We start from the raw sequence: 22,269 nt of genomic DNA, 5'->3' as shown, positions 1-22,269 counted from the left end.
GTTCAATGGTCGGCTGAGCGCCTTAGGGTGTCAAGGCCATCCGGCGGCTGTGGATAACCCAGTACGGTCACCGGTGGCGCGAGGGCATGAGTAGCGTTCCGTGCGGAAGCGGAACGCGGTGAGGAACGGGGAGACCATGGAGCCACCTGAGAGGCCGGAACCGGGGACGGGACCGGGCGCGGACCCTGGAGCGGGCGCGGGTCCGGTGGCGCGGGCCGATGCCGGAGCCGAGTCGGGAATCCGAGCGGACGGCGAGGCCCGGGCCGACGTCGGAGCGGACACCGAAACGGACGGCGGAGCGGACCCCGGAACGCCGGCGCTGCCGGTCCTGTCCACCGGGTCCTGGATCGTCGTCTCGCTCGCCGTGGCGGCTGTCGCGGTCGGCGTCGTCTTCCACCTCGCCATGGTGTTCCTGCACGTCGCGCCGTCGAACACGGCCAGCAAGGAGTACCAGTCGACGGTCGACTCGTACATCTACCCCGAGTTCGAACAGAACTGGAAGCTCTTCGCGCCCGACCCGCTCCAGCAGAACATCCACGTGCAGGCACGTGCCCAGGTGCGCGGTCCCGACGGCGGACTGCAGACGACCGGCTGGGTCGACCTCACCGACATCGATCTGACCGGTATCCGGCACACCGTCGCCCCCAGCCACACGCGGCAGAACGAGCTGCGCCGGGCCTGGAACTTCTACACCTCCTCGCACGGCGCCAACAACACGCCCACCGGTGTGCGCGGCCGGCTCAGCCAGGAGTACGTGCAGCGGATCGTGGAGAACCGGTTCGGCCCCAAACTGAACGGCGGCGACGTCGTCCGCGTGCAGGCCCGCTCCGCATCCGTGCAGGTCGCCGCGCCCTCGTGGAGTGACTCGAAGGCCAACAACGAGACGCAGTACCAGGAGACGCTCTGGTGGTCGGTGGCCACCCCCGGACAGGAGAACGCCTCGTGAGCGCTCGCAAGGATCTGCCGCCCTCCCCCTTCGCGGGCCTCGGCGGCACGTTCGACACTGGGCTGACCCGCGGTCTGGCCCGGATCACCACCACCGCCGTGGGGCCGTACCAGAGCGCGGTCGTGCGGATCGGCTTCTCGCTGACCTGGCTGCTCTTCCTGCTGCGCGAGCTGCCGCACCGCGCCGAGCTGTACGGTCCTGACGGCGTGTGGACCTGGGACATGGCCCAGCGGCTGATGGCCGACAACGGCACCGGCGCGTTCAGCGTGCTGATGTGGACCGACAGCCAGGTCTGGTTCGAGGTGGTCTACGCGGGCGCGATCATCGCGAGCCTGCTGCTGCTGCTCGGCTGGCGGACCCGTACGTCCGCCCTGCTGTTCATGATCAGTGTGCTGTCGCTGCAGAACCGCAGCATCTTCATGGGCGACGGCGGCGACAACGTCATCCACCTGATGGCGATCTACCTGGTGCTGACCCGCTGCGGCCAGGTCTGGTCCCTCGACAAGCGACGCGCCGACCGCATGCAAAAGCGGGCGCAGGACCGGACGCGGGACCGCACGCAGGACGGAACCCCGAAGGCGGAGCTGGATGCGACCGGCGTGGTCCTGTGGTCCTTGCTGGGTGCCGCGCTCGTCCTCATCACCCTGCTGGGGAAGCTCGGCCAGTTCTGGGGGGTGACTTTCTGGGGCTTCTGGCTGGCGCAGGCGGCCTGGTGGGCGGTGCGGCGCTACGCGCCCGGCGAGCCCCGCAAGGTGCTGGACATCCTCGCCAACCTCATCCACAACGGCGGCATGCTCGTGATCGTCGTCGAGGTCTGCCTGATCTACGCGACGGCGGGCTGGTACAAGATCCAGGGCTCCCGCTGGCAGGACGGCACCGCGCTGTACTACCCGCTGCACCTGGACGACTTCACCCCCTGGCCCGCGCTCTCGCACGCTCTCGCCGGCGCCGGCCTCATCGTCATGGCGATCACCTACGGCACGGTGATCGTCCAGGTCGCCTTCCCCTTCACGCTCTTCAACCGCCGGGTGAAGAACGTGCTGCTCATCGCGATGATCATCGAGCACGCATCGATCGCGGTGGTGCTCGGCCTGCCGTTCTTCTCCCTGGCGATGATCGCGGCCGACGCCGTCTTCCTCCCCACGAACTTCCTGCGCTGGGCGGGCAGCCGGATCGCCGGTCTGGTGCCGAGCGGTCTGCGCGGCCAGACCGAATCTCGCAGCGGCGACCCGCGGGACCGGGATCAGGATCAGGACCGGGATCAGGTCCGGGAGCTGGGACCGACGATCGGGCGGCCCGCCACCGAGCCGCAGCTGGCACACGGGGAGCCCGGCGGCGGAGACGGCTACCGCGTCTAGGGTCTGTCCGGACAGGGCCCGGACGGTCCTAGAGCAGCCCGGCGCCCGGTGCGGGGAGCCAGTGGTAGAGCGCCATCGCCACCGTGGTGGCCAGGTTGAAGCTGGAGACGTGCGGGCGCATGGGTACCGCGATCAGTTCGCTCGCCCGCCCGCGCATCTCCGGCGAGATCCCGTGCCGCTCGGAGCCGAACGCGAGGAGCGCGTCGTCCGGGATCACGGTCGACCTGATGTCCGTCCCCTCCGGATCCAGGACGTAGAGCGGCCCGGACGGCAGGTCCGGGAGGTCCAGCCGTTCGACCGCGGTGGCGAAGTGCAGGCCGGCGCTCGCCCGCACGACGTTCGGGTGCCAGGGGTCGATGTCTCCGGTGGTGATCACCCCGGTCGCGCCGAACCCGGCGGCCAGCCGGATCACGGCCCCGATGTTGCCGAGGTTCCGCGGGTTGTCCAGGACGACGACGGGTGACCGCCGGGGAGAGGCGTTCAGCGCTTCGAGGTTGGAGCCGGCGCCGGGCCTGGCGGCGAACGCGGCCACACCTGTCGGATGGATCCTCGGCAGCAGCTCACGCAGCACCGGCCCGGGAACCTCGACGAGAATCGCGTCGAGCCGGTCGGCGACATCGCCCGCGAGCTCTTCGGCGAGTGCGAGGGCGGCCGCCCGGTCACTGGTCAGTGCCATCCGCACCTCCGCGCCGAAGCGCAGTGCGTGCTTGAGGGCATGGAAGCCGTCGAGCAGAACGGCGCCGGGGGCCGCCTCGCGCCACTGTCGTGCCGCGCGCCCGGCCTCGTCTTCCGCTTCCGTCATGGCCTCAGCGTACGGCGCCGGGAGGGCTGCCCCGCCAGGGCGCTGAGCTGGGCCGAGCCGGTGCTGAGCGGGCGGGGGAGCCCCGTCCGGAGTGACAGGGCAACTCGGGACGGGGCCGGATGGGGACAGGCGCGCTATACGGGCCTGCGCACCTCGATGACGCGGAAGCGGCCGGCTACGAATGCCCCGTCGCAGAGCGCAGCGTTGGCCGCCGGGTTACCGCCCGAACCGTGGAAGTCGGAGAAGGCCGAGGTCTGGTTGACGTAGACCCCGCCGGTCAGGTTCAGGGAGAGCTGGGCGCATTCCTCCCAGCACGCCTCCTCCAGCAGCCGCTCCACATCAGTTGAGGTGGTGTAGCCGCCGACCGTCATGGCGCCCTTCTCCCGGACGGTGCGGCGCAGCAGCTCCACCGCGTCGGCCGTGGAGTCGACCGCGACGGCGAACGACACCGGTCCGAAGCACTCCGTCAGATACGCGGCCTGGTCGTCGGGCTTGGCACCGTCCAGCTTCACCAGCACCGGTGTGCGGACCGTGGCGTCCGGGAAGTCCGGGTGGGTGACGGCCCGGGAGGCGAGTGCCACCTCACCGATCGAGGGGGCCGCCTCCAGTCGCGTCTTCACATCCGGGTTGACCAGCGCGCCCAGCAGGGCGTTGGCCCGTGCGTCGTCACCGAGCAGTCCTTCGACGGACGCGGCCAGATCGGCCACCACCTCGTCGTACGTCCGGTGGCCCGCGTCGGTGGTGATGCCGTCACGGGGGATGAGCAGGTTCTGCGGGGTGGTGCACATCTGGCCGCTGTACAGGGACAGCGAGAAGGCCAGGTTGCTGAGCATCCCCTTGTAGTTGTCCGTCGAGTCGATGACGACGGTGTTGACGCCGGCCTTCTCGGTGTAGACCTGCGCCTGGCGGGCGTTGGTCTCCAGCCAGTCGCCGAAGGCGGTGGAGCCGGTGTAGTCGATGATGCGGATCTCGGGCCGCACGGCGAGCGTCTTGGCCAGCCCCTCGCCGGGCCGCTCGGTGGCCAGCGCGACCAGGTTGGCGTCGAAGCCCGCCTCGGCCAGTACCTCACGGGCGACCGCGACGGTCAGTGCGAGCGGCAGGACGGCCCGCGGGTGCGGCTTGACCAGCACCGGGTTGCCGGTCGCCAGGGAGGCGAAGATGCCCGGGTAGCCGTTCCAGGTCGGGAAGGTGTTGCAGCCGACCACGAGGGCGACGCCGCGCGGCACGGCCGTGAAGTTCTTCTGCAGCCGCAACGGGTCCCGCTTGCCCTGCGGTTTGACCCATTCGGCCGAATCCGGGGTACGGACCTGCTCGGCGTACGCGTACGTCACGGCCTCCAGGCCGCGGTCCTGCGCATGGGGCCCACCGGCCTGGAACGCCATGGTGAAGGCCTGGCCCGAGGTGTGCATCACCGCGTGAGCGAACTCGTTGGTCCTGGCATTGATCCGCGTCAGGATCTCCAGGCACACCATCGCCCGCAGCTCGGGTCCCGCGTCCCGCCACGCGGGGATGCCTGCCCGCATCGCCGGCAGCAGCACCTCGATGTCCGGGTGCGGGTACTCGATTCCGAGCTCGATCCCGTAGGGCGAGGTCTCGCGGCCGGTCCAGTCGTCGGTGCCCGGCTGGTCGAGCACGAAGCGCTGACCCAGCAGCGCGTCGAACGCGCCCTTGCCGTCGGCTCCGTCTCCGTAAGCCTTCGGGTGTTCGGGATACGGCGACCAGAACTCACGGGTCCTGATCGCTTCGAGTGCCTTGTCGAGAGTGCCGCGATGCCGTTCGATCAACGGGACAGCGGTGAGATCGGCGGCCAATGGGACCAACTCCTCGTCGAGCTGGGCTGGATATGGGAACACCGCTAGATTAACCGAATGTTCGGTCGGTTCAAGAGGGCGGCCGGACCTGTGGACAACTTGGCGAGGAGCAGTCGGCATCATGATCGCGCTTGATCGAAACCGCACCGTCGCTGTCGTCGGCGCCGGCACGATGGGCCAGGGAATCGCCCAGGTCGCCCTGGTCGCGGGCCATCGCGTGCGGCTCTACGACGCCGTTCCCGGCAGTGCCGAGCGCGGTGCTTCGGCCGTCGCAGCACGGCTCTCCCGGCTGGCTGAAAAGGGCCGGATGGACTCGGCCGAACGTGATGCAGCCGTCGCCCGGCTCACTGCCGCCGCCTCCCTCGGCGAGCTGGCCGACGCCGCGCTCGTCATCGAGGCGATCATCGAGGACCTCCCCGCCAAGCAGCGGCTCTTCACCGAGCTGGAGGACGTCGTCGACGACGCGTGCCTGCTGGCCACCAACACCTCCTCGCTCTCCGTGACCGCCGTCGCCGGCGCCCTGCGCCGCCCCGGCCGCTTCGTGGGCCTGCACTTCTTCAATCCGGCGCCGCTCCTGCCCCTCGTGGAGGTCGTCTCGGCCGCCACCACCGACGAGGACGCCGCGGCCACCGTGTACGCGACCGCCGCCGCCTGGGGCAAGTCCCCGGTGCGCTGCACCGACACCCCCGGATTCATCGTCAACCGGATCGCCCGCCCCTTCTACGCCGAGGCCTTCCGCCTCTACGAGGAGGGGGCCGCCGATCCCGCCACCATCGACGCGGTCCTGCGGGAGTGCGGCGGATTCGCGATGGGCCCGTTCGAGCTGACCGACCTGATCGGCCAGGACGTGAACGAGGCCGTCACCCGCTCCGTCTGGGAGTCGTTCTTCCACGACCCCAAGTTCACGCCGTCGCTCGCACAGCGCCGCCTCGTCGAATCCGGACGGCTCGGCCGCAAGTCGGGGCGCGGCTGGTTCCGCCACGGGGACGAGGACCGGCCGCTCCCGGCGACGGCGGCTCCCGCGCCGGCTCCGGAGCGGGTGACGGTCCTGGGCGACCTGGGGCCGGCGGCGGAACTCGTCGCCCTCATGGAGGAGGCGGGCATCCACGTCGACCACGAGGAGGAGGGCTCCGGGGCCATCGTCCTGGGTGACGACGACTGGCTCTTCCTCGCGGACGGCTCCTACGCCACCGAGCGTGGCGACAGCGTGATCCACTTCGACCTCGCCCTGGACTACCGGGCCGCCACCCGGATCGCGCTGGCGCCGGGGGACACCGCGCGGCCCGAGGCCGTTCAGGCGGCCGTCGGGCTGTTCCAGGCGCTGGGCAAGCAGGTCAGCGTGATCGAGGACGTCCCCGGCATGATCGTCGCCCGCACGGTGGCGATGCTCGTGGACCTCGCCGCCGACGCGGTCGCCAAGGCGGTCGCCTCGCCCGCCGACATCGACACCGCGATGCGGCTGGGCGTGAACTATCCCCTCGGTCCGCTGGAGTGGGGCGACCGCCTCGGTGCGCACTGGGTGTGCGTCGTCCTGTCCGAGCTGCACGATGCGTGCCCCGGTGGCCGCTACGCCCCGTCGCAGCTGCTGCGCCGCCGTACGGCCGCCGAGGGGAAGCTGTTCTAATCGTGACCATGGCCGAGCCCCCCAGTCCCCGCGTCAAACGGGACACGTACACCCCCGACACGCTGCTCGCCGTCGCCGTCGAGGTGTTCAACGAGCGCGGCTACGACGGCACCTCAATGGAGGATCTCTCCCGCGCCGCCGGAATCTCCAAGTCCTCGATCTACCACCATGTGCGCGGCAAGGAGGAGCTGCTCCACCGCGCCGTGGGGCGGGCCCTGGACGGCCTGTTCGGCATTCTGGAGGAGCCGCAGGCGCGGCAGGGGCGGGCGATCGAGCGGTTGGAGTACGTCACCCGGCGTACCGCCGAGGTGCTCATGGAGGAGCTGCCCTACGTCACCCTGCTGCTGCGGGTGCGCGGGAACACCAGTACCGAACGCTGGGCGATGGAGCGGCGGCGCGAGTTCGACCAGCGGGTGTCCGACCTGCTGAAGGCCGCCGCGAGCGAGGGTGATCTCCGCTCCGACATGGACATCCGGCTGGCGACGCGGCTGCTCTTCGGCATGATCAACTCCATCGTGGAGTGGTACCGGCCCGACGCCAAGGGCGCGATCGACGGGGAACACGTCGCGGACGCCGCAGTACGGCTGGCCTTCGAGGGACTGCGCACGTAGCCGAACCGTGAGGTCCAGACCATTGACCCGTGAGTGGGGCCGCCGACACCATCCAGCCATGTACTCAGCTGGACGCACCCGGACCTTCCGCGTGATCGCCGCCACGGCTCTGGCCACCGCGCTCCCCCTGTTGCTGACGGCCTGCGGTGACGACGGGGGCAGGGACACCGAGTTCGCGGAGTCCACCAAGGCGCTCAGCAAGGCCTCGGCGAAGGCCAAGGAGAACTCGCTGTACATCGTGACCGGGAGTCACCACGGAGTGTCGATGCTAGACGACGCCGAGAACTGGGCGAAGGTCACCGCTTTCCTGAAGAAGTACGGCGGCTGAGAGAAGCGCTGCGGGCGGGCGAGGCAAGGCGTTCGACGGGCCGGCCGGGGGGAACCCGGCCGGCTCAGTCGCCGACCACGAGATCCGTCTCCTCGAAGACCAGCAGCGTCCGGCTGCTGAGGACCTCCGGGATGGCCTGGATGCGGGTCAGCACGAGCTCGCGGAGGCTGCGGTTGTCCGCGGTGTGCACCAGCATCAATACATCGAAATCTCCGCTTACCAGGGCAATATGGGCTACGCCCGGAAGAGTGAGAAGTGTTTCCCGGACCGTCCGCCAGGAGTTCTGAACGATCTTGAGGGTGATGTAGGCCGACGCGCCCTGCCCGGCGCGTTCGTGGTCCACCCGGGCGGTGAATCCGCGGATGACGCCGTCCTCGATGAGGCGGTTGATCCGGGCGTAGGCGTTCGCCCGCGAAACGTGCACGCGCTCGGCCACAGAACGGATCGAGGCGCGTCCGTCCTCCTGCAGCAGCCGCAGAATCGTCCGGTCGATGGGATCGAGGGGACGACTCTGCGGATCGGGCTCGGCCATCTGTTCTCGCGGCATGCCCCCGGACCTCCCTACCATGGACGTACTGGCTCCATTCCAGGCTGTGCAGAACCGTTTGTCCACAGGCTGAACGTACCTGTGGCCAAAATGCCTCCGACAACCGAACAATCGGTTGGGAGGACGCGATCCGTCCTCCAACCTACGAGGAGGTGCTCGCGATGACCGTCATGGACCAGAAACCCGCCCCTGGCCACAGGCATGGGGGACCCCAGCGCCCCCCCATCGACGCCACGCCGCTGCTGCCCGAGACGGAACCGTTCCGGCTGCTGGGCACCCCCGCCGCTGCCAAGATCGACCCGGCGCTGCTCACCGAGCTCTACGGCCATCTCGTGCGCGGCCGCCGGTACAACCGGCAGGCCACCGCGCTGACCCGGCAGGGCCGGCTGGCGGTCTACCCCTCCAGCACCGGTCAGGAAGCCTGCGAGGTCGCCGCCGCCCTGGCGCTGCGCCCCCAGGACTGGCTCTTCCCGAGCTACCGCGACACGCTCGCGGTCATCGCCCGCGGTGTGGACCCGGTCGAGGCGCTCACCCTGCTGCGCGGTGACTGGCACACCGGCTACGACCCGCGCGAACACCATGTGGCACCGCTCAGCACCCCGCTGGCCACCCAGCTCCCGCACGCGGTCGGCCTCGCGCACGCCGCCCGCCTCCAGGGCGATGACGTGGTCGCGCTCGCCATGGTCGGCGACGGCGGCACCAGCGAGGGCGATTTCCACGAGGCGCTGAACTTCGCGGCTGTCTGGAACGCGCCGGTGGTCTTCCTCGTGCAGAACAACGGCTTCGCCATCTCCGTACCGCTCGACAAGCAGAGCGCCGCCCCGTCGCTCGCCCACAAGGCGGTCGGTTACGGCATGCCCGGCCGGCTCGTGGACGGGAACGACGCGCCCGCCATGCACCAGGTGCTCACCGAGGCCGTCGACCGCGCCCGCGCGGGCGGTGGACCGACCCTCGTCGAGGCGGTCACCTACCGCATGGAAGCGCACACCAACGCCGACGACGCCACCCGCTACCGGGAGGACTCCGAGGTCGAGGCCTGGCGCGAGCACGACCCGATCACCTTGTTGGAGCGGGAGTTGACCGCGCGCGGACTGCTCGACGACACGATGAGGCACGTCGCCGAGGAAGCCGCCGAGAAGATGGCCGCGGACCTGCGCGACCGGATGAACGCGGAACCGCTGCTGGACCCGATGGACCTCTTCACCCACGTCTACGCCGAGCCGACCCCCCAGCTGCGGGAGCAGGCGGCCATGCTGCGCGCCGAGCTCGACGCAGAGCTCGACGGCGGACACACCGATCACACCGAACATGCCGGAGCCGGTTCATGAGCACCGCGACCGCCCCCGCCGCCACCGCGCGCAAGCCCGCCACCATGGCGCAGGCGCTCAACCGGGCGCTGCGGGACGCCATGGCCGAGGATCCGGCCGTCCACGTACTCGGTGAGGACGTCGGCGCTCTCGGCGGCGTCTTCCGGATCACGGACGGCCTCACGAAGGAGTTCGGCGAGACCCGCTGTACGGACACCCCGCTCGCCGAGGCGGGAATCCTCGGCACCGCGGTCGGCATGGCGATGTACGGGCTGCGGCCGGTCGTCGAGATGCAGTTCGACGCCTTCGCCTATCCCTCCTTCGAGCAGCTGATCAGCCACGTGGCCAAGATGCGCAACCGCACCCGCGGGGCATTGCCGCTGCCGATCACGATCCGGGTGCCCTACGGCGGCGGCATCGGCGGTGTGGAGCACCACAGCGACTCCTCCGAGGCGTACTACCTGCACACCCCCGGCCTGCACGTGGTCACCCCGGCGACGGTCGGGGACGCGTACGGGCTGCTGCGGGCCGCCATCGCCTCGGACGATCCGGTGGTCTTCCTGGAGCCGAAGCGGCTCTACTGGTCGAAGGACGACTGGAACGCCGACGAACCGGCGGCGGTGGAGCCGATAGGGCGCGCTGTCGTGCGGCGCCCGGGGCGCAGCGCCACCCTCATCACCTACGGCCCCTCCCTGCCGGTATGCCTCGAAGCCGCTGAAGCGGCCCGCGAAGAAGGCTGGGACCTCGAAGTCCTCGACCTGCGCAGCCTGGTGCCCTTCGACGACGAGACGGTCGCGGCAGCGGTGCGCAGGACGGGTCGGGCCGTCGTCGTGCACGAGTCCGCCGGATTCGGCGGCGCCGGAGCGGAGATCGCGGCGCGGGTCACCGAGCGTTGCTTCCACCACCTCGAAGCACCGGTGCTGCGCGTCGCGGGCTTCGACATCCCGTACCCGCCGCCGATGCTGGAACGGCACCATCTGCCCAGCGTGGACCGGATCCTGGATGCGGTCGGCCGGCTCCAGTGGGAGGCGCACTGATGGCCGTCGTGAAGGAGTTCACCCTCCCCGACCTGGGCGAAGGGCTGACCGAGGCGGAGATCGTCCGCTGGCTGGTGCAGGTCGGCGAGGTCGTCGCCATCGACCAGCCGGTCGTCGAGGTCGAGACGGCCAAGGCCGTGGTCGAAGTCCCGTGCCCCTACGGGGGCGTCGTCACCGCCCTGTATGGCGCGGAAGGCGAATCGCTGGCCGTGGGCCGTCCCCTGATCACGGTGGCGGTCGGATCCGCGGTGAACTCCGAAGCCTCCGGCGGAAACTCCGGTACTTCCGGCGGTGCCGCCAGTGGTGGCGCTGCCGCTGCCGGTGGTGCCGGTGAGGGGTCCGGGAACGTCCTCGTCGGCTACGGCACGGCCGCGCCGGGCGCGCGGCGTCGCAGGGTCCGGCCGATGGCGGCTCAGGACCTGACGCCGGTATCCGTCGTGGCGGCCGCTCCGGTGGCTGCACCGGCTCCCCCGGCGGCATCCCAAGCAGCACCCGCCCCCGCATCCGTGGCCGCACCCTCGTCCGTCGAGGGTCCCGTGGCGGTCATTTCGCCGCTGGTGCGGCGGATCGCGCGTGAGCACCGGCTCGACCTGCGGTCGCTGACCGGTTCGGGACCGGACGGGCTGATCCTGCGCGCGGACGTGGAACGGGCGGTGGCCGCGGCGAGCGCCGGCACGGCATCGGCGCCGGTCGCGACAGCACCGGCCACAGCGACCGTTCCCACGGCCGGTCCGGCCGCCGCCGTGGCGGGGGAGCGTGTGCCGTTGCGCGGAATCCGGGGAGCGGTGGCCGAGAAGCTCAGCCGCAGCCGCCGGGAAATACCCGACGCCACGTGCTGGGTGGACGCCGACGCCACGGAATTGCTCGCGGCCAGGGCAGCCATGAACGCGGGCGGCGGCCCGAAGGTGTCCGTGCTCGCGCTGCTCGCACGCATCTGTACGGCGGCGCTGGCGCGGTATCCGGAGCTCAACGCCACCGTCGACACCGAGCGGAACGAGATCGTGCGGCTGCCCGCCGTGCACCTCGGCTTTGCCGCGCAGACGGAACGCGGGCTGATGGTCCCGGTCGTCAGGGACGCGCAGGCGCGGACGACCACAGGTCTGGCGGCGGAGATCGTCCGCCTCACCGAGGCCGCCCGAACCGGCCGCCTCACGCCCGCGGATCTCACCGGCGGCACCTTCACCCTCAACAACTACGGAGTGTTCGGTGTCGACGGCTCGACGCCGATCATCAACCACCCCGAGGCCGCGATGCTCGGAGTCGGCCGAATAGCCGCCAAAGCCTGGGTCCACCAGGGGGAACTGGCCGTTCGGCAGGTCGTCCAGCTGTCGTTCACCTTCGATCACCGGGTGTGTGACGGCGGTACGGCGGGCGGCTTCCTGCGCTTCGTCGCCGACTGCGTGGAACAGCCGGCGGTGCTGCTCGCCGCGGTCTGAGCGAGGTGAGGCCCGGCGACGGCAGGAGCGTGCAGGACCACGCACGACCGCCGGGGCTGGCCTCACGGCATACTGCGCGGTATGAGTGCACATGACGCCGTGGTGCTGGCGGGCGGCGCCGCCAGGCGCCTGGGCGGAGCGGACAAGCCGGGGCTGGAAGTCGCGGGGCGGCCGCTGCTCGACCGGGTGCTGGAGGCCTGCGAGGGCGCCGTCGCCACGGTGGTCGTCGGTCCGCGCAGGCCCACCGGGCGGCCGGTCCTGTGGGCCCGGGAGGATCCACCGGGCGGCGGACCGCTGCCCGCCCTCGCCGCGGGTCTGGTGCGGGCCGGCACGGACACGGTTCTGGTGTTCGCCGCCGACATGCCCTTCCTGACGCGGACGACGGCGGACGCGCTGCGGGAGGCGCTGCGGCGGGAGGAGGACGTGGACGGGGTCGTGCTGACCGACCCGTCCGGCCGGGACCAGCCGCTGGCCGCGGCCTACCGTACGGAGGCGCTGCGCCGGGGGCTGGCGCTGATCGCCACCGAGCACGGCACGCTCGTCGGGCTGCCGTTGCGACTGCTCACCGAGGAGCTCCGGCTGTACCGGCTGCCGGACCCTTCGGGCTCGGATTCCTTCGACTGCGACACCTGGGACGATGTCGCCGCCGCACGGGCGCGACTGGAACAGGGGTGAGCCTGCGCGGCGATGGGCCCGGCATCGGGGACCATGGGCGTGTGTTGGATGAATGGATCGCCGCAGCCAAGGCCGAACTGGGGATCGAGCTCGAGGTCGACACCGCAGTCCTCCTCGACCTCGCCCGTGATGCCGCGCATGGTGTCGCCCGCCCCGCCGCACCGCTGACCACCTTCCTGGTCGGCTATGCCGCCGCCCAGTCCGGTGGCGGCCCCGAGGAAGTGCGCAACGCCGCCCGCAAGGCGGCCGAACTCGCCGAACGCTGGTCCGCCGAGGCCGACGCGGCCGACGCGGCCGCCAAACCCGGCGTGACCGCCGGGGGCAGCGATCCCGGGCCGTCCGAGGCAGGGAGCCCGGCCGGATGACGGGCCGGACGTCGGGGCCCGCGGACCAGGAGGCGGCCGCGCTCAACGCGACGGGCGAAGCCCTGATGCTCGCCAACGAGGGGAGGACCGCCAACGCGTACGCGGCCGGGTACGGCAGCGAACGACCGGGCGGAACAGGCGGGCCCGCTGGACCTGGCGGGCCCGGTGGCCCGGGTAGCAGCGCGGACGGCGGGCCGAACCAGGGCGCCGGCCCCAACCCCGGCGACGGCCCCAACCTCCACCCGGGTCGTCACTCCGACCACAACTCCGACCGCAACCCCAGCCTCGATCCCCTTGCCACCGCAGGGCTCGACACCGGCAGCGCGGAATCCGCCGCCCCCGAACCCGCCCCCAAGTCCGCGCCCCGGCACCGGCATCACGACCTCACCTGGCCCGAGGCCCGCAGGACCGCGCGCGCCGCGGGCCGGCGGCTGCCCGCCGTCAGCCGGCCGCTCGCCGGAGCGCTCGGCCACGCGCTCGCCGCCCCGCTCACCGCGCTGACCGATCTGCCGTCCTTCGACACCTCGGCGATGGACGGCTGGGCCGTGGCCGGCCCGGGCCCCTGGGTGCTGGAGACCCGGCAGCTCCTCGCGGGCCAGCGGCCCGGTGTGGCGCTGCTCGACGGCCATGCCATCGCCATCGCGACCGGCGCGGCCCTCCCGCCCGGCGCCACCGCGATCATCCGTCGCGAGCACGGCCGTACCGAACGCCGTACCGACGGCGAGCTGCTGCATGCCACCCATGGCGCGCCCACCCCCGGCCAGGACGTACGCCCGCGCGCCCAGGAGTGCCGAGGGGGAGAAGAACTGCTCTCCCCCGGCGTCGTCGTCACCCCGGCGGTGCTCGGTCTCGCGGCGGCGGCCGGTTACGACGAGCTGCGCGTCACCACGCGCCCCCGGGTGGAAGTGCTGGTTCTCGGTGACGAGCTGCTCGACCACGGACTCCCCCACGCCGGATTCGTCCGGGACGCCCTCGGCCCGATGCTGGCGCCGTGGCTGGAGGCGCTCGGCGCCGACGTGATCGGTACGCGGCGCGTGGTCGACGAGGTCGACGCCCTCGCGATCGCGGTCGGTGAAACCACCGCCGACCTGCTGATCACCACAGGTGGGACGGCAAGCGGTCCGGTCGATCACGTCCACCCCGTCCTGCATTCGATGGGCGCGAAGCTGCTCGTCGACGGAGTCGCCGTGCGCCCCGGCCATCCCATGCTGCTGGCCGAACTCCCCGGGGGCGGGCACCTCGTCGGGCTGCCGGGCAATCCGCTGGCGGCGGTCTCCGGTGTCGTCACCCTCGTCGCCCCGCTGCTGCGCTCGCTCGCGGGCCGTCCGGTCCCGGCCCCGTACACCGCGGCGCTCACCGCGGATGTGCCCGGCCATCCCACCGACACCCGGCTGGTGCCGGTGGTCTTCGACGACGAATCGGCCGTCGTCCCGCTGCACTTCCACGGCCCGGCCATGTTGCGGGGCCTGGCCGGCGCGGACGGACTGGCGGTCATTCCGCCCGGCGGCGCGGCCGCCGGACAGGAGACGGCCGTGCTGGATCTGGCCTGGGGGACCGCCGGTTGCTGATTCCCGCCCCGGACACGATCACCGGCTCCACCAGTTCCAATGGAGTCGGCCGGCGTCCGCGCGGCGGCAGGCGGCGGCGGGGCATCACCGAGGGCAGAGGCATCACCAGAGCCACCGACAGTGCGAGCCGCACGAGAACCACGAGGTGAAGTCCGTTGAAGCTGCCCCGCCACGACGCTGCCGCGGGCCGGGCGGACAGCGGCGCCGAACCCCACAACGACTCCCACAACGACCCCCACACGGACCCCGACAACGATCGGGACACCGGACACCACGCATGGGGCGGCCAGCGCGGCAGCCATCCCGCCGACCATGAAAGCCCCGGCAGCCTCGCCTACAAGGTGATGTTCCCCCGGCAGGCCACGGGCCCGCTGGTCCAGGTCTCGCGCCGGCTCGCGATGGCGCTGCTCGTGCTGCTGGCCACGGTCCTCATTGTCTATCTGGACCGCGGCGGATACCACGACAACGCCGACGGCTCCGTCTCGTTCCTCGACGCGCTCTACTACGCGACGGTCACGCTCTCGACGACCGGCTACGGCGACATCGTCCCCTACAGCGTCAGCGCGCGGCTGTGCAACGTCTTCCTGGTGACGCCGCTGCGCGTCATCTTCCTGATCATCCTGGTCGGCACCACCCTCGAAGTGCTCACGGAGCGCACCCGCGAGCAATGGCGGCTCAAACGCTGGAGGTCCACCTTGCGCGACCACATCGTCATCGTCGGATACGGCACCAAGGGCCGGTCCGCCGCACAGACGCTGCTCGGCCGGGGGACTCCGGTCGAGAAGATCGTGATCGTCGACCCCAGCCCCAAGGTGATCCAGGCGGCCACCGCCGAGGGCTTCGTCGGGGTGGTGGGCGACGCGACGCGCAATGACGTGCTGCTGCGTGCCGAGGCCGAGCGCGCCAAGGAGATCGTGATCGCGGCGCAGCGCGACGACACCGCCGTCCTGGTCACCCTGACCGCCCGGCAGCTCAACAAGCGGGCGTACATCGTCGCTTCGGTGCGCGAGGAGGAGAACGCCCCGCTGCTGCGCCAGTCCGGCGCAAACGCGGTGATCACGAGCTCCAGCGCCGCCGGCCAGCTGCTCGGCCTGTCGATGCTGAGCCCGAGCGTGGGCCGGGTGATGGACGACCTGATCACGTACGGCAGCGGCCTCGACCTCATCGAGCGCCCGGTCACCAAGGCCGAGGTAGGGAAGGCGCCGCGGGACGTGTCCGATCTCGTCGTCTCCATCAAGCGCGGCCACCGGCTGCTGGGCTTCGACGATCCGGAGGCGGCCACGCTGCAGTTCGCCGACCGCCTCATCGCCATCCATCGTGCGGGCCACGACCTGCCGTCCGGAGAGTAGCCTCGCGCTCATGTATGCGATCACCATCCCCGAAGCCGGCGGACCCGAGGCGCTCGTCTGGGCCGAGGTCGCGGACCCCGAACCCGCCGCGGGCGAGGTCCTGGTCGAGGTCGTGGCCGGCGCCGTCAACCGCGCCGATCTGCTGCAACGCCAGGGCTTCTACGATCCGCCGCCCGGCTCGTCCCCCTATCCGGGCCTGGAGTGTTCCGGCCGGATCTCCGAACTCGGCCCCGGCGTCTCCGGCTGGGCGGTCGGCGACGAGGTGTGCGCGCTGCTCGCGGGCGGCGGCTACGCGCAGAAGGTCGTCGTACCGGTCGGGCAGTTGCTGCCGGTGCCCAAGGGCGTCGATCTGGTGGCCGCCGCCGCGCTGCCCGAGGTGGCGTGCACCGTATGGTCCAACGTCTTCATGGTCGCGCACCTGCGCCCCGGCGAGACGCTGCTGGTCCACGGCGGTTCGAGCGGTATCGGCACTATGGCGATCCAGCTCGCGAAGGCGGTCGGCGCCAAGGTCGCGGTGACGGCCGGCAGCCCGGAGAAGCTGGAGGCGTGCCGGGAGCTGGGCGCGGACATCCTGATCAACTACCGCGAGGAGGACTTCGCGGAGCTGGTCACGGCGGACGTGATCCTCGACATCATGGGCGCGAAGTACCTCGAACGGAACGTGGACGCGCTGGCGGTCAACGGTCGGCTCGTCATCATCGGACTGCAGGGCGGCGTCAAGGGCGAACTGAACCTCGCCAAGATGCTGGCCAAGCGGGCGGCGGTGGCGGCGACCTCGCTGCGCGGGCGCCCGCTGGGCGAGAAGGCCGCGATCGTGGCGGCGGTACGCGAACATGTCTGGCCGCTGCTGGAGGCCGGTACGGTGCGGCCGGTCGTCGACCGTACGATCCCGATGGCCGACGCCGCCGAGGCCCACCGGGTGGTCGAAGCCAGCACCCACATCGGGAAGGTCGTCCTGACGGTCTGACGGGTCTGACAGTTCAAGGAGTCTGACCGCGTAAACCGCGTGGCCGCGTGAGCACGTGAAGGGTCTCGACGCCCGCCCAAGATGCCGCAATTCGCCCTCCATGTGAGGCTTGTTCCACAATGGAGTCGGTGGCGGAGAGGGGCGGGCGTCTTGCGTTCGGCACCCGGTGGGCGAGTGGCGGCGGCAGCCGTACTGACCGGAGCGCTTCTGCTCCTGCCGGTGGCGCCCGGGTGGGCGGCGTCGGGCTTCGCGAGGGTGTCGGCCGGTGCCGTTTTCGTAGCACCGCCGTCCGCACCGCCGCGACTGTCGGCGTTGCTGCGGCTGCCGGAACAACCCGAGCAACCGAAGCAGCCGGAGCAACCGAAGCAGCCCGCGCTACCCAAGCCGCCGCCTCCCGGAGTGCCCGCGCCTCCGGTGACGCCGGGGCAACCGCCCCGTCCCGGCGGGCCCGTGGACACGCCGAAGCCCACCACGCCTAAACCGGCCACCCCCAAGCCCACCTCGCCGAAGCCCACCCCTGCGAAACCACCCACCGTGAAGCCGCCCTCGCTGAAGCCCTCCACGTCGAAGCCCGTCGTGAAGAAGAAGCCCCCGAGGTGGACGGCCTGGCGGCACCGGATGTCCGGCCCGGACGGCTCGGACGTCTCCGGGTCCGACGAGGAGCTGGTCGCAGCGGAGTTCGGGGTACCGGGCGGGCCCCAGCCGGAGGTCGCGGGTGGCGCCGAGGGGTACGGCCCCCAACAGCCCGAGCCCTCCGGCGCGGTTGTCGCCCCGGTTCCGGTGTTGCCGAAAGCGCCCGTTCCGGCAGGCCCGACCGCCGCTCCCGCCGTCGCCGACCAGGATGCCGGGGAGTCCGTCGGCCGCGCGGTGAGCGTGCTTCCGCTCGGTGCCGGGCTGGCTCTGGTCGGACTGGGCCTCGGCTTCCTGGGTCTGCGCCTCCGCAGAAACTGACCCTTCTCAGGCCCGCACCCGACCCACCGGCCTTGCTCTGCGTGACCATACTCGGTATACATACTCAGTATGTCGATCCGTCACGGCCTCCTGGCCCTTCTTGAACGCGGTCCCCGCTACGGGTTCCAGCTGCGCACCGAGTTCGAGTCCCGCACCGGTTCCACCTGGCCGCTGAACGTCGGCCAGGTCTATACGACCCTTGGCCGCCTGGAGCGCGACGGTCTGGTCGTACCTGCCGGGGAGGACGACGGCGGACACGCGCTGTACGCCATCACCGATGAAGGACGCAGCGAACTGCGCACCTGGTTCTCCACACCCGTGGACCGGGCGAATCCACCCCGCAACGAGCTGGCGATCAAGCTCGCGATGGCGGTGGGCTCGTCCGACATCGACATCCGTGCCGTCATCCAGGCGCAGCGTCACCACACCCTCCAGGCCCTGCAGGACTACACCCGGCTGAAGGCCCAGGCGCTCGTCGCGCTGGAGCAGGACCAGAACCGTGACGATGTCGCCTGGCTGCTCGTCATCGAGCAGCTGATCTTCCAGGCGGAGGCCGAGGCCCGCTGGCTCGACCACGCGGAGACCAGGCTCGTGCGGCTGGCCGACGCCGTCGCCGCCGACAAAGGCGACGCTGACGTGAAGAGCGCGGAGCCGGACCCGAAGCAGGCCGCCGCGCACGACAGGGGACTGCGTGCCGCCCTGGCGCGTTCGAGGCCCGGCCGGCGCTGACCCGTACGAACGCCGACCCGGCCGGCGCTGACCCGTACGTCGCCACAACCGTTCCGACCTGACCACAGACCTCAGCACAGACCTCGCACAGACCTCGCACGGACCTCAGCACAGACATCACCACAGACCTGCACACAGACCCGATCACAGGGGGATCAACCCATGTCTGCCCAAGAGCATCAGCCCGTCCTGCAGTTGCAGGAGCTGACCCGAGTTCATGGCAGCGGCACCACGGAAGTGCACGCGCTCCGCGGAATCGACCTGTCCGTCTTCCCCGGTGAACTCGTCGCCGTCATGGGCCCGTCCGGCTCCGGCAAGTCCACGCTGCTGACCATCGCCGGCGGACTCGACCTCCCCACCTCGGGCCGGGTGCTCGTCGAGGGCACCGACCTCACCACCGCCAACCGCAAGCAGATGGCCGCGCTGCGCCGTCGCAGCATCGGGTACGTCTTCCAGGACTACAACCTCATACCGGCGCTGACCGCCGTCGAGAACGTCGCCCTGCCCCGTGAGCTCGACGGCACCTCGGCGCGCAAGGCCCGCCGCGAGGCGATGGAATCGCTGCGGGAGATGGACCTCGACCACCTCGCCGACCGCTTCCCGGACGAGATGTCCGGTGGCCAGCAGCAGCGGGTCGCCATCGCACGGGCGCTGGTCGGCGACCGCCGACTGGTCCTGGCGGACGAGCCGACGGGTGCGCTGGACTCCGAGACCGGCGAGTCGGTGCTCGCGCTGCTGCGGGCCCGCTGCGACGCGGGTGCGGCCGGCGTCCTGGTCACCCACGAGCCGCGCTTCGCGGCCTGGGCGGACCGTGTGGTGTTCCTGCGGGACGGCTCCGTCGTCGACACGACGCTGCGTTCGCAGGCCGAGTCGCTGCTCACCGGCGGTGTGGCTCAGTGAACGGTTGGCTCCATTCCTGGCGTGCGGCGGTGCGGATCGCACGGCGTGACGCCTGGCGCTTCAAGGGACGCAGCATTCTTGTCCTGGCCATGATCGCGTTGCCGATCCTGGGCGTGAGCGCCGCCGACATCACCATCCGCAGCTCGCAGTTGACCGCCGAGCAGTCGCTGACCCGCGACCTCGGTGCCGCCGACGCCGAGCTCTCCGACGCCGGGTACGACGGTCTGCCGATCTACCAGTCCCCGGACGGCAGGAACAAATCCCTGGTCAACGAGAATGCTTCGGGACAGGTGGTGTCGGGCGGCAGCGGCGCCGGTGCCGATGTTCCGGCCGCCATCCCGGCCGGGGCGAAGACGTTGAAGGACTCCGTCGGCACGGGCAAGGTCCACACGAAGTACGGCCTGCTGGACGTCGACATCCGTGAGCTGAAGGCCTCGGACCCGATCGCCGCCGGGATCATGGCGCTGGACCGCGGCCACTTCCCGAGCGCGCCGAACGAGGTCATCGCGACCAACGCGTTCCTCAAGACGAGCGGGCTCTACGTCGGCTCGTCGATCTCCGCCCGTGACCTGGCCACCAAGTACAAGATCGTCGGCGCCTACGACCTGCCCGGCGAACTGAAGGCAGCGCAGATCAACGCCCTGCCCGACTCCTTCCTGGCGCCGTTGGCCAAGGCCCTGAAGGCGGCGGGACGCGACGGGCCCGGCACCACGTCCAAGTACCTCGTGGCCGTGGACGGTGGTTTCACGTGGAACATGGTGAAGGAGGCCAACGCCAAGAGCGTGGCCGTCCACTCCCGTGCGGTGTCGCTCGACCCGCCGGCCAACTCCGAGGTGCCGCTGTTCGTCAAGTACCCGGACTGGAACCAGAACTACGGCGGCAGCACCGCTGAGAAGGCCGCGCTGCTCGCCGTGGGCGCGACGATCGTCGGTCTGGCGATGCTGGAGATCTGCCTGCTCGCGGGACCGGCCTTCGCCGTCGGCGCCCGCCGCTCGCGCCGCCAGCTCGGACTGGTCGGGGCCAACGGCGGCGACCGCCGTCACATCCGCGCGATCGTGCTGGCCGGCGGCCTGGTGATCGGTGTGGTCGCCGCCGTGGTCGGCACGGTGCTCGGCCTCGCGCTGACCTTCGCCCTGCGGGAGCCGCTGGAGCAGTACGTCGGTGCGCGCTTCGGCGGTATCTCGTTGCGTCCGCTCGAACTCCTCGGCATCGGCCTGCTCGCGATCCTCACTGGACTCCTGGCCGCCATCGTCCCGGCGATCGTCGCCTCGCGGCAGAGCGTGCTGGCCGCGCTGACCGGACGCCGCGGCGTCCGGCACGCCAACCGGGTGCTGCCGGTGCTCGGCCTCGCCGCTGTCTGCCTCGGCGTCGGCATCGCGGTCTTCGGCTCCATGAAGACCGACAACGTTCTCGCGGTCGGCGGCGGCTCGGCCATCGCCGAACTCGGCATCGTCGCGCTGACCCCGACCCTCGTCGGGCTCTTCGGACGGCTCGGCGGCTGGCTGCCGCTCTCCCCACGTCTCGCGCTGCGTGACGCGGTACGCAACCGGGGTCGTACGGCCCCGGCCGTCGCCGCCGTCCTCGCGGCCGTCGCGGGCACGGTCGCGGTGGCGACGTACACCGCCAGCAGTGACCTGGAGACGCGCAACCAGTACGTGGCCCAGGCGCCCTACGGCGTCGTGGCCATCAGTATCGAACGTGAGCAGGGGCGCGACCTGGACGCGGTCCGGGCGGCCGTCGAGAAGCGCTTCCCGGTCTCGTCCCGCGCGGATGTCTCGCGCGTGGTCGTCGGCAAGAAGAGCTGCTCGATGTACAGCAGCAGCCCCGGCTGCGGCCGGGCGGAGATGGTGCTGCCCAAGGCGAACGCGTGCCCCACGGACGGGCCGGACGCCGACCGGACGTTCAGCGTGGCCGAGCGCCGCAAGCTGGCCAAGGACTGGCGGTGCGAGCGCACCTACCACTCCAGCGCCATCAGCACGGATTCCGATGTGCTGATCGGTGACGTCGCACTGCTCCACGCTCTCGGGATCAAGGACGCCGGGGCCGAGCAGGCGCTGGCGGTCGGCCACACCGTGCTGTTCGACAAGCACTACGTGGAGAAGAACCGGCTCTCCTTCCGGCTGGTCGAGGACCAGACGAAGCCGGTGGCCGAGGGCCAGGATGCCGAAGGACCGGTGAAGTCGTTCCCCACGTACGTGGCCAAGGACGGCACGGAGTCCTACGGCGTCCGCGCCATCATGACGCCGGCCACGGCGAAGGCCGCCGGGCTCCAGACCGTTCCCTTCGGTTCGTACTTCGTGAACGAGAAGGTGCCCAGCAGCAAGCAGCAGCAGGAACTTGACGACGACTTCGCCAAGCTGGGCGCCGACCCGAGCCTGTATGTCGAGCAGGGGTACGTCAGCGACAACAGCATCATCCTGCTGGCGCTGACCGTCTTCGCCGGCCTGGTCACCATCGGTGCCGCGGGCATCGCCACCGGTCTGGCCCAGGCGGACGCCGAGCCCGACCTGAAGACCCTGGCGGCGATCGGCGCGGACCCGCGGGTGCGGCGGACGCTGTCCGGTTTCCAGTGCGGGGTGGTGGCCGTGATGGGCGTTGTCCTCGGCTCGGCCGCGGGCATCCTGCCCGCGATCGGGCTGCGCAAGGCCGAGGAGCGGCAGCAGCTGAAGTTCTACCACGAGGCCCTGGACCGGGGCTGGGGTGGCATGGGCGGTGCTCCGCACCTCCCCATCGTCATTCCCTGGTCGACCCTGGCGGCCCTGCTCGTCGCCGTCCCGCTGGGCGCGGCGCTGCTGGCGGCCCTGGTCACCCGCTCCCGCACCTCGATGTCCCGCCGCGAGGCGTCGTAGCACCGGGCACTGCCGTTGCGGCGATCTCGCGGACAGCGGTCTCGCGGACAGCGGTCTGACCAGCCGAATGTGTGCCCCTTGATGTGGTGGATCAGCCGCATCAGGGGGC

At 71.2% G+C, this 22,269-nt stretch carries 18 protein-coding genes and 1 pseudogene; 16 read left to right on the top strand and 3 right to left on the bottom strand.

The genetic code is table 11. The features are described 5' to 3' along the window. Window positions 1–136 precede the first annotated feature (136 nt). Together AC07DC_RS07975 and AC07DC_RS07970 are read left to right on the top strand one after the other, a co-directional pair. Complete coding sequence (locus tag AC07DC_RS07975; RefSeq protein ID WP_478913002.1) at window positions 137–946, top strand: DUF5819 family protein; 810 nt, start codon at window positions 137–139, stop codon at window positions 944–946. Beyond that, window positions 943–2,304 (top strand): HTTM domain-containing protein, encoded by a 1,362-nt coding sequence (locus AC07DC_RS07970; RefSeq protein WP_478913001.1) that lies wholly within the window; start codon window positions 943–945, stop codon window positions 2,302–2,304. Before AC07DC_RS07975 ends, AC07DC_RS07970 begins: the two co-directional genes overlap by 4 nt. A 28-nt stretch (window positions 2,305–2,332) precedes the next feature. On the opposite strand, the gene AC07DC_RS07965 is transcribed toward AC07DC_RS07970, so the two are convergent. Both AC07DC_RS07965 and paaN read right to left on the bottom strand, forming a co-directional pair. Beyond that, window positions 2,333–3,106: a TrmH family RNA methyltransferase gene (locus tag AC07DC_RS07965; RefSeq protein WP_478913000.1), complete on the bottom strand. Its 774-nt coding sequence runs from the start codon at window positions 3,104–3,106 to the stop codon at window positions 2,333–2,335. 134 nt (window positions 3,107–3,240) lie between these two features. Continuing rightward, on the bottom strand, window positions 3,241–4,917 hold the full coding sequence (paaN, locus tag AC07DC_RS07960) for a phenylacetic acid degradation protein PaaN (protein WP_478914063.1): 1,677 nt from the start codon (window positions 4,915–4,917) through the stop codon (window positions 3,241–3,243). A 121-nt stretch (window positions 4,918–5,038) separates the two neighbouring features. Between paaN and AC07DC_RS07955 the strand changes: the two genes are divergently transcribed. Genes AC07DC_RS07955 through AC07DC_RS07945 form a run of 3 tightly spaced genes read left to right on the top strand, consistent with a single transcriptional unit; the run spans window position 5,039 to window position 7,480 of the window. Further along, the gene (locus AC07DC_RS07955; RefSeq protein ID WP_478912998.1) at window positions 5,039–6,541 is read left to right on the top strand and encodes a 3-hydroxyacyl-CoA dehydrogenase; all 1,503 of its coding nucleotides are present in this window, start codon (window positions 5,039–5,041) and stop codon (window positions 6,539–6,541) included. Between the two features lie 8 nt (window positions 6,542–6,549). Beyond that, window positions 6,550–7,152 carry a TetR/AcrR family transcriptional regulator gene (locus tag AC07DC_RS07950; RefSeq protein ID WP_478912996.1) on the top strand — a complete coding sequence of 201 codons (603 nt, stop codon included), beginning with the start codon at window positions 6,550–6,552 and terminating at the stop codon, window positions 7,150–7,152. 58 nt (window positions 7,153–7,210) lie between these two features. Continuing rightward, a complete protein-coding gene (locus AC07DC_RS07945) occupies window positions 7,211–7,480 on the top strand; it encodes a hypothetical protein (RefSeq protein WP_478912994.1) in 270 nt (89 codons plus the stop codon). Window positions 7,481–7,544: 64 nt separating this feature from the next. Here AC07DC_RS07945 and AC07DC_RS07940 read toward each other — a convergent pair whose 3' ends face one another. Further along, on the bottom strand, window positions 7,545–8,027 hold the full coding sequence (locus AC07DC_RS07940) for an Lrp/AsnC family transcriptional regulator (RefSeq protein WP_478912992.1): 483 nt from the start codon (window positions 8,025–8,027) through the stop codon (window positions 7,545–7,547). A gap of 161 nt (window positions 8,028–8,188) precedes the next feature. Here AC07DC_RS07940 and pdhA point away from each other — a divergent pair, with 161 nt between their 5' ends. The 11 genes and pseudogenes from pdhA (at window position 8,189) to AC07DC_RS07885 (ending at window position 22,160) form a co-directional block, all read left to right on the top strand. Further along, on the top strand, window positions 8,189–9,355 hold the full coding sequence (gene pdhA, locus AC07DC_RS07935) for a pyruvate dehydrogenase (acetyl-transferring) E1 component subunit alpha (RefSeq protein ID WP_478912990.1): 1,167 nt from the start codon (window positions 8,189–8,191) through the stop codon (window positions 9,353–9,355). Next, entirely contained in the window at window positions 9,352–10,371 is a 1,020-nt protein-coding gene (locus tag AC07DC_RS07930) for an alpha-ketoacid dehydrogenase subunit beta (protein ID WP_478912988.1), read from the top strand. Before pdhA ends, AC07DC_RS07930 begins: the two co-directional genes overlap by 4 nt. Continuing rightward, window positions 10,371–11,807 carry a dihydrolipoamide acetyltransferase family protein gene (locus AC07DC_RS07925; RefSeq protein WP_478912986.1) on the top strand — a complete coding sequence of 479 codons (1,437 nt, stop codon included), beginning with the start codon at window positions 10,371–10,373 and terminating at the stop codon, window positions 11,805–11,807. The genes AC07DC_RS07930 and AC07DC_RS07925 overlap by 1 nt, the downstream gene beginning before the upstream one ends. Window positions 11,808–11,888: 81 nt before the next feature. Next, window positions 11,889–12,847, top strand: a pseudogene (locus AC07DC_RS07920) (NTP transferase domain-containing protein). After that, the gene (locus AC07DC_RS07915; RefSeq protein ID WP_478912984.1) at window positions 12,844–14,415 is read left to right on the top strand and encodes a molybdopterin molybdotransferase MoeA; all 1,572 of its coding nucleotides are present in this window, start codon (window positions 12,844–12,846) and stop codon (window positions 14,413–14,415) included. The pseudogene AC07DC_RS07920 and the gene AC07DC_RS07915 overlap by 4 nt, the downstream one beginning before the upstream one ends. A gap of 344 nt (window positions 14,416–14,759) precedes the next feature. Then, window positions 14,760–15,764, top strand: coding sequence for a potassium channel family protein (locus AC07DC_RS07910; protein ID WP_478914061.1), 1,005 nt, complete (start codon window positions 14,760–14,762; stop codon window positions 15,762–15,764). A gap of 10 nt (window positions 15,765–15,774) precedes the next feature. Then, on the top strand, window positions 15,775–16,731 hold the full coding sequence (locus tag AC07DC_RS07905; protein ID WP_478912982.1) for an NAD(P)H-quinone oxidoreductase: 957 nt from the start codon (window positions 15,775–15,777) through the stop codon (window positions 16,729–16,731). 450 nt (window positions 16,732–17,181) lie between these two features. After that, window positions 17,182–17,682: a hypothetical protein gene (locus AC07DC_RS07900; RefSeq protein WP_478912980.1), complete on the top strand. Its 501-nt coding sequence runs from the start codon at window positions 17,182–17,184 to the stop codon at window positions 17,680–17,682. A 69-nt stretch (window positions 17,683–17,751) separates the two neighbouring features. Next, window positions 17,752–18,411, top strand: a complete 660-nt coding sequence (locus AC07DC_RS07895; RefSeq protein WP_478912979.1) for a PadR family transcriptional regulator — start codon at window positions 17,752–17,754, stop codon at window positions 18,409–18,411. A gap of 162 nt (window positions 18,412–18,573) precedes the next feature. Then, window positions 18,574–19,311, top strand: coding sequence for an ABC transporter ATP-binding protein (locus AC07DC_RS07890; protein ID WP_478912977.1), 738 nt, complete (start codon window positions 18,574–18,576; stop codon window positions 19,309–19,311). Then, window positions 19,308–22,160, top strand: a complete 2,853-nt coding sequence (locus AC07DC_RS07885; protein WP_478912975.1) for an FtsX-like permease family protein — start codon at window positions 19,308–19,310, stop codon at window positions 22,158–22,160. The genes AC07DC_RS07890 and AC07DC_RS07885 overlap by 4 nt, the downstream gene beginning before the upstream one ends. Window positions 22,161–22,269 lie beyond the last annotated feature (109 nt).

The sequence above is a fragment of the Streptomyces sp. NPDC045021 genome (assembly GCF_056432645.1).
The sequence above is the reverse complement of the archived record's forward strand: the minus strand, read 5'-3'. Positions and strand labels throughout refer to the sequence as shown.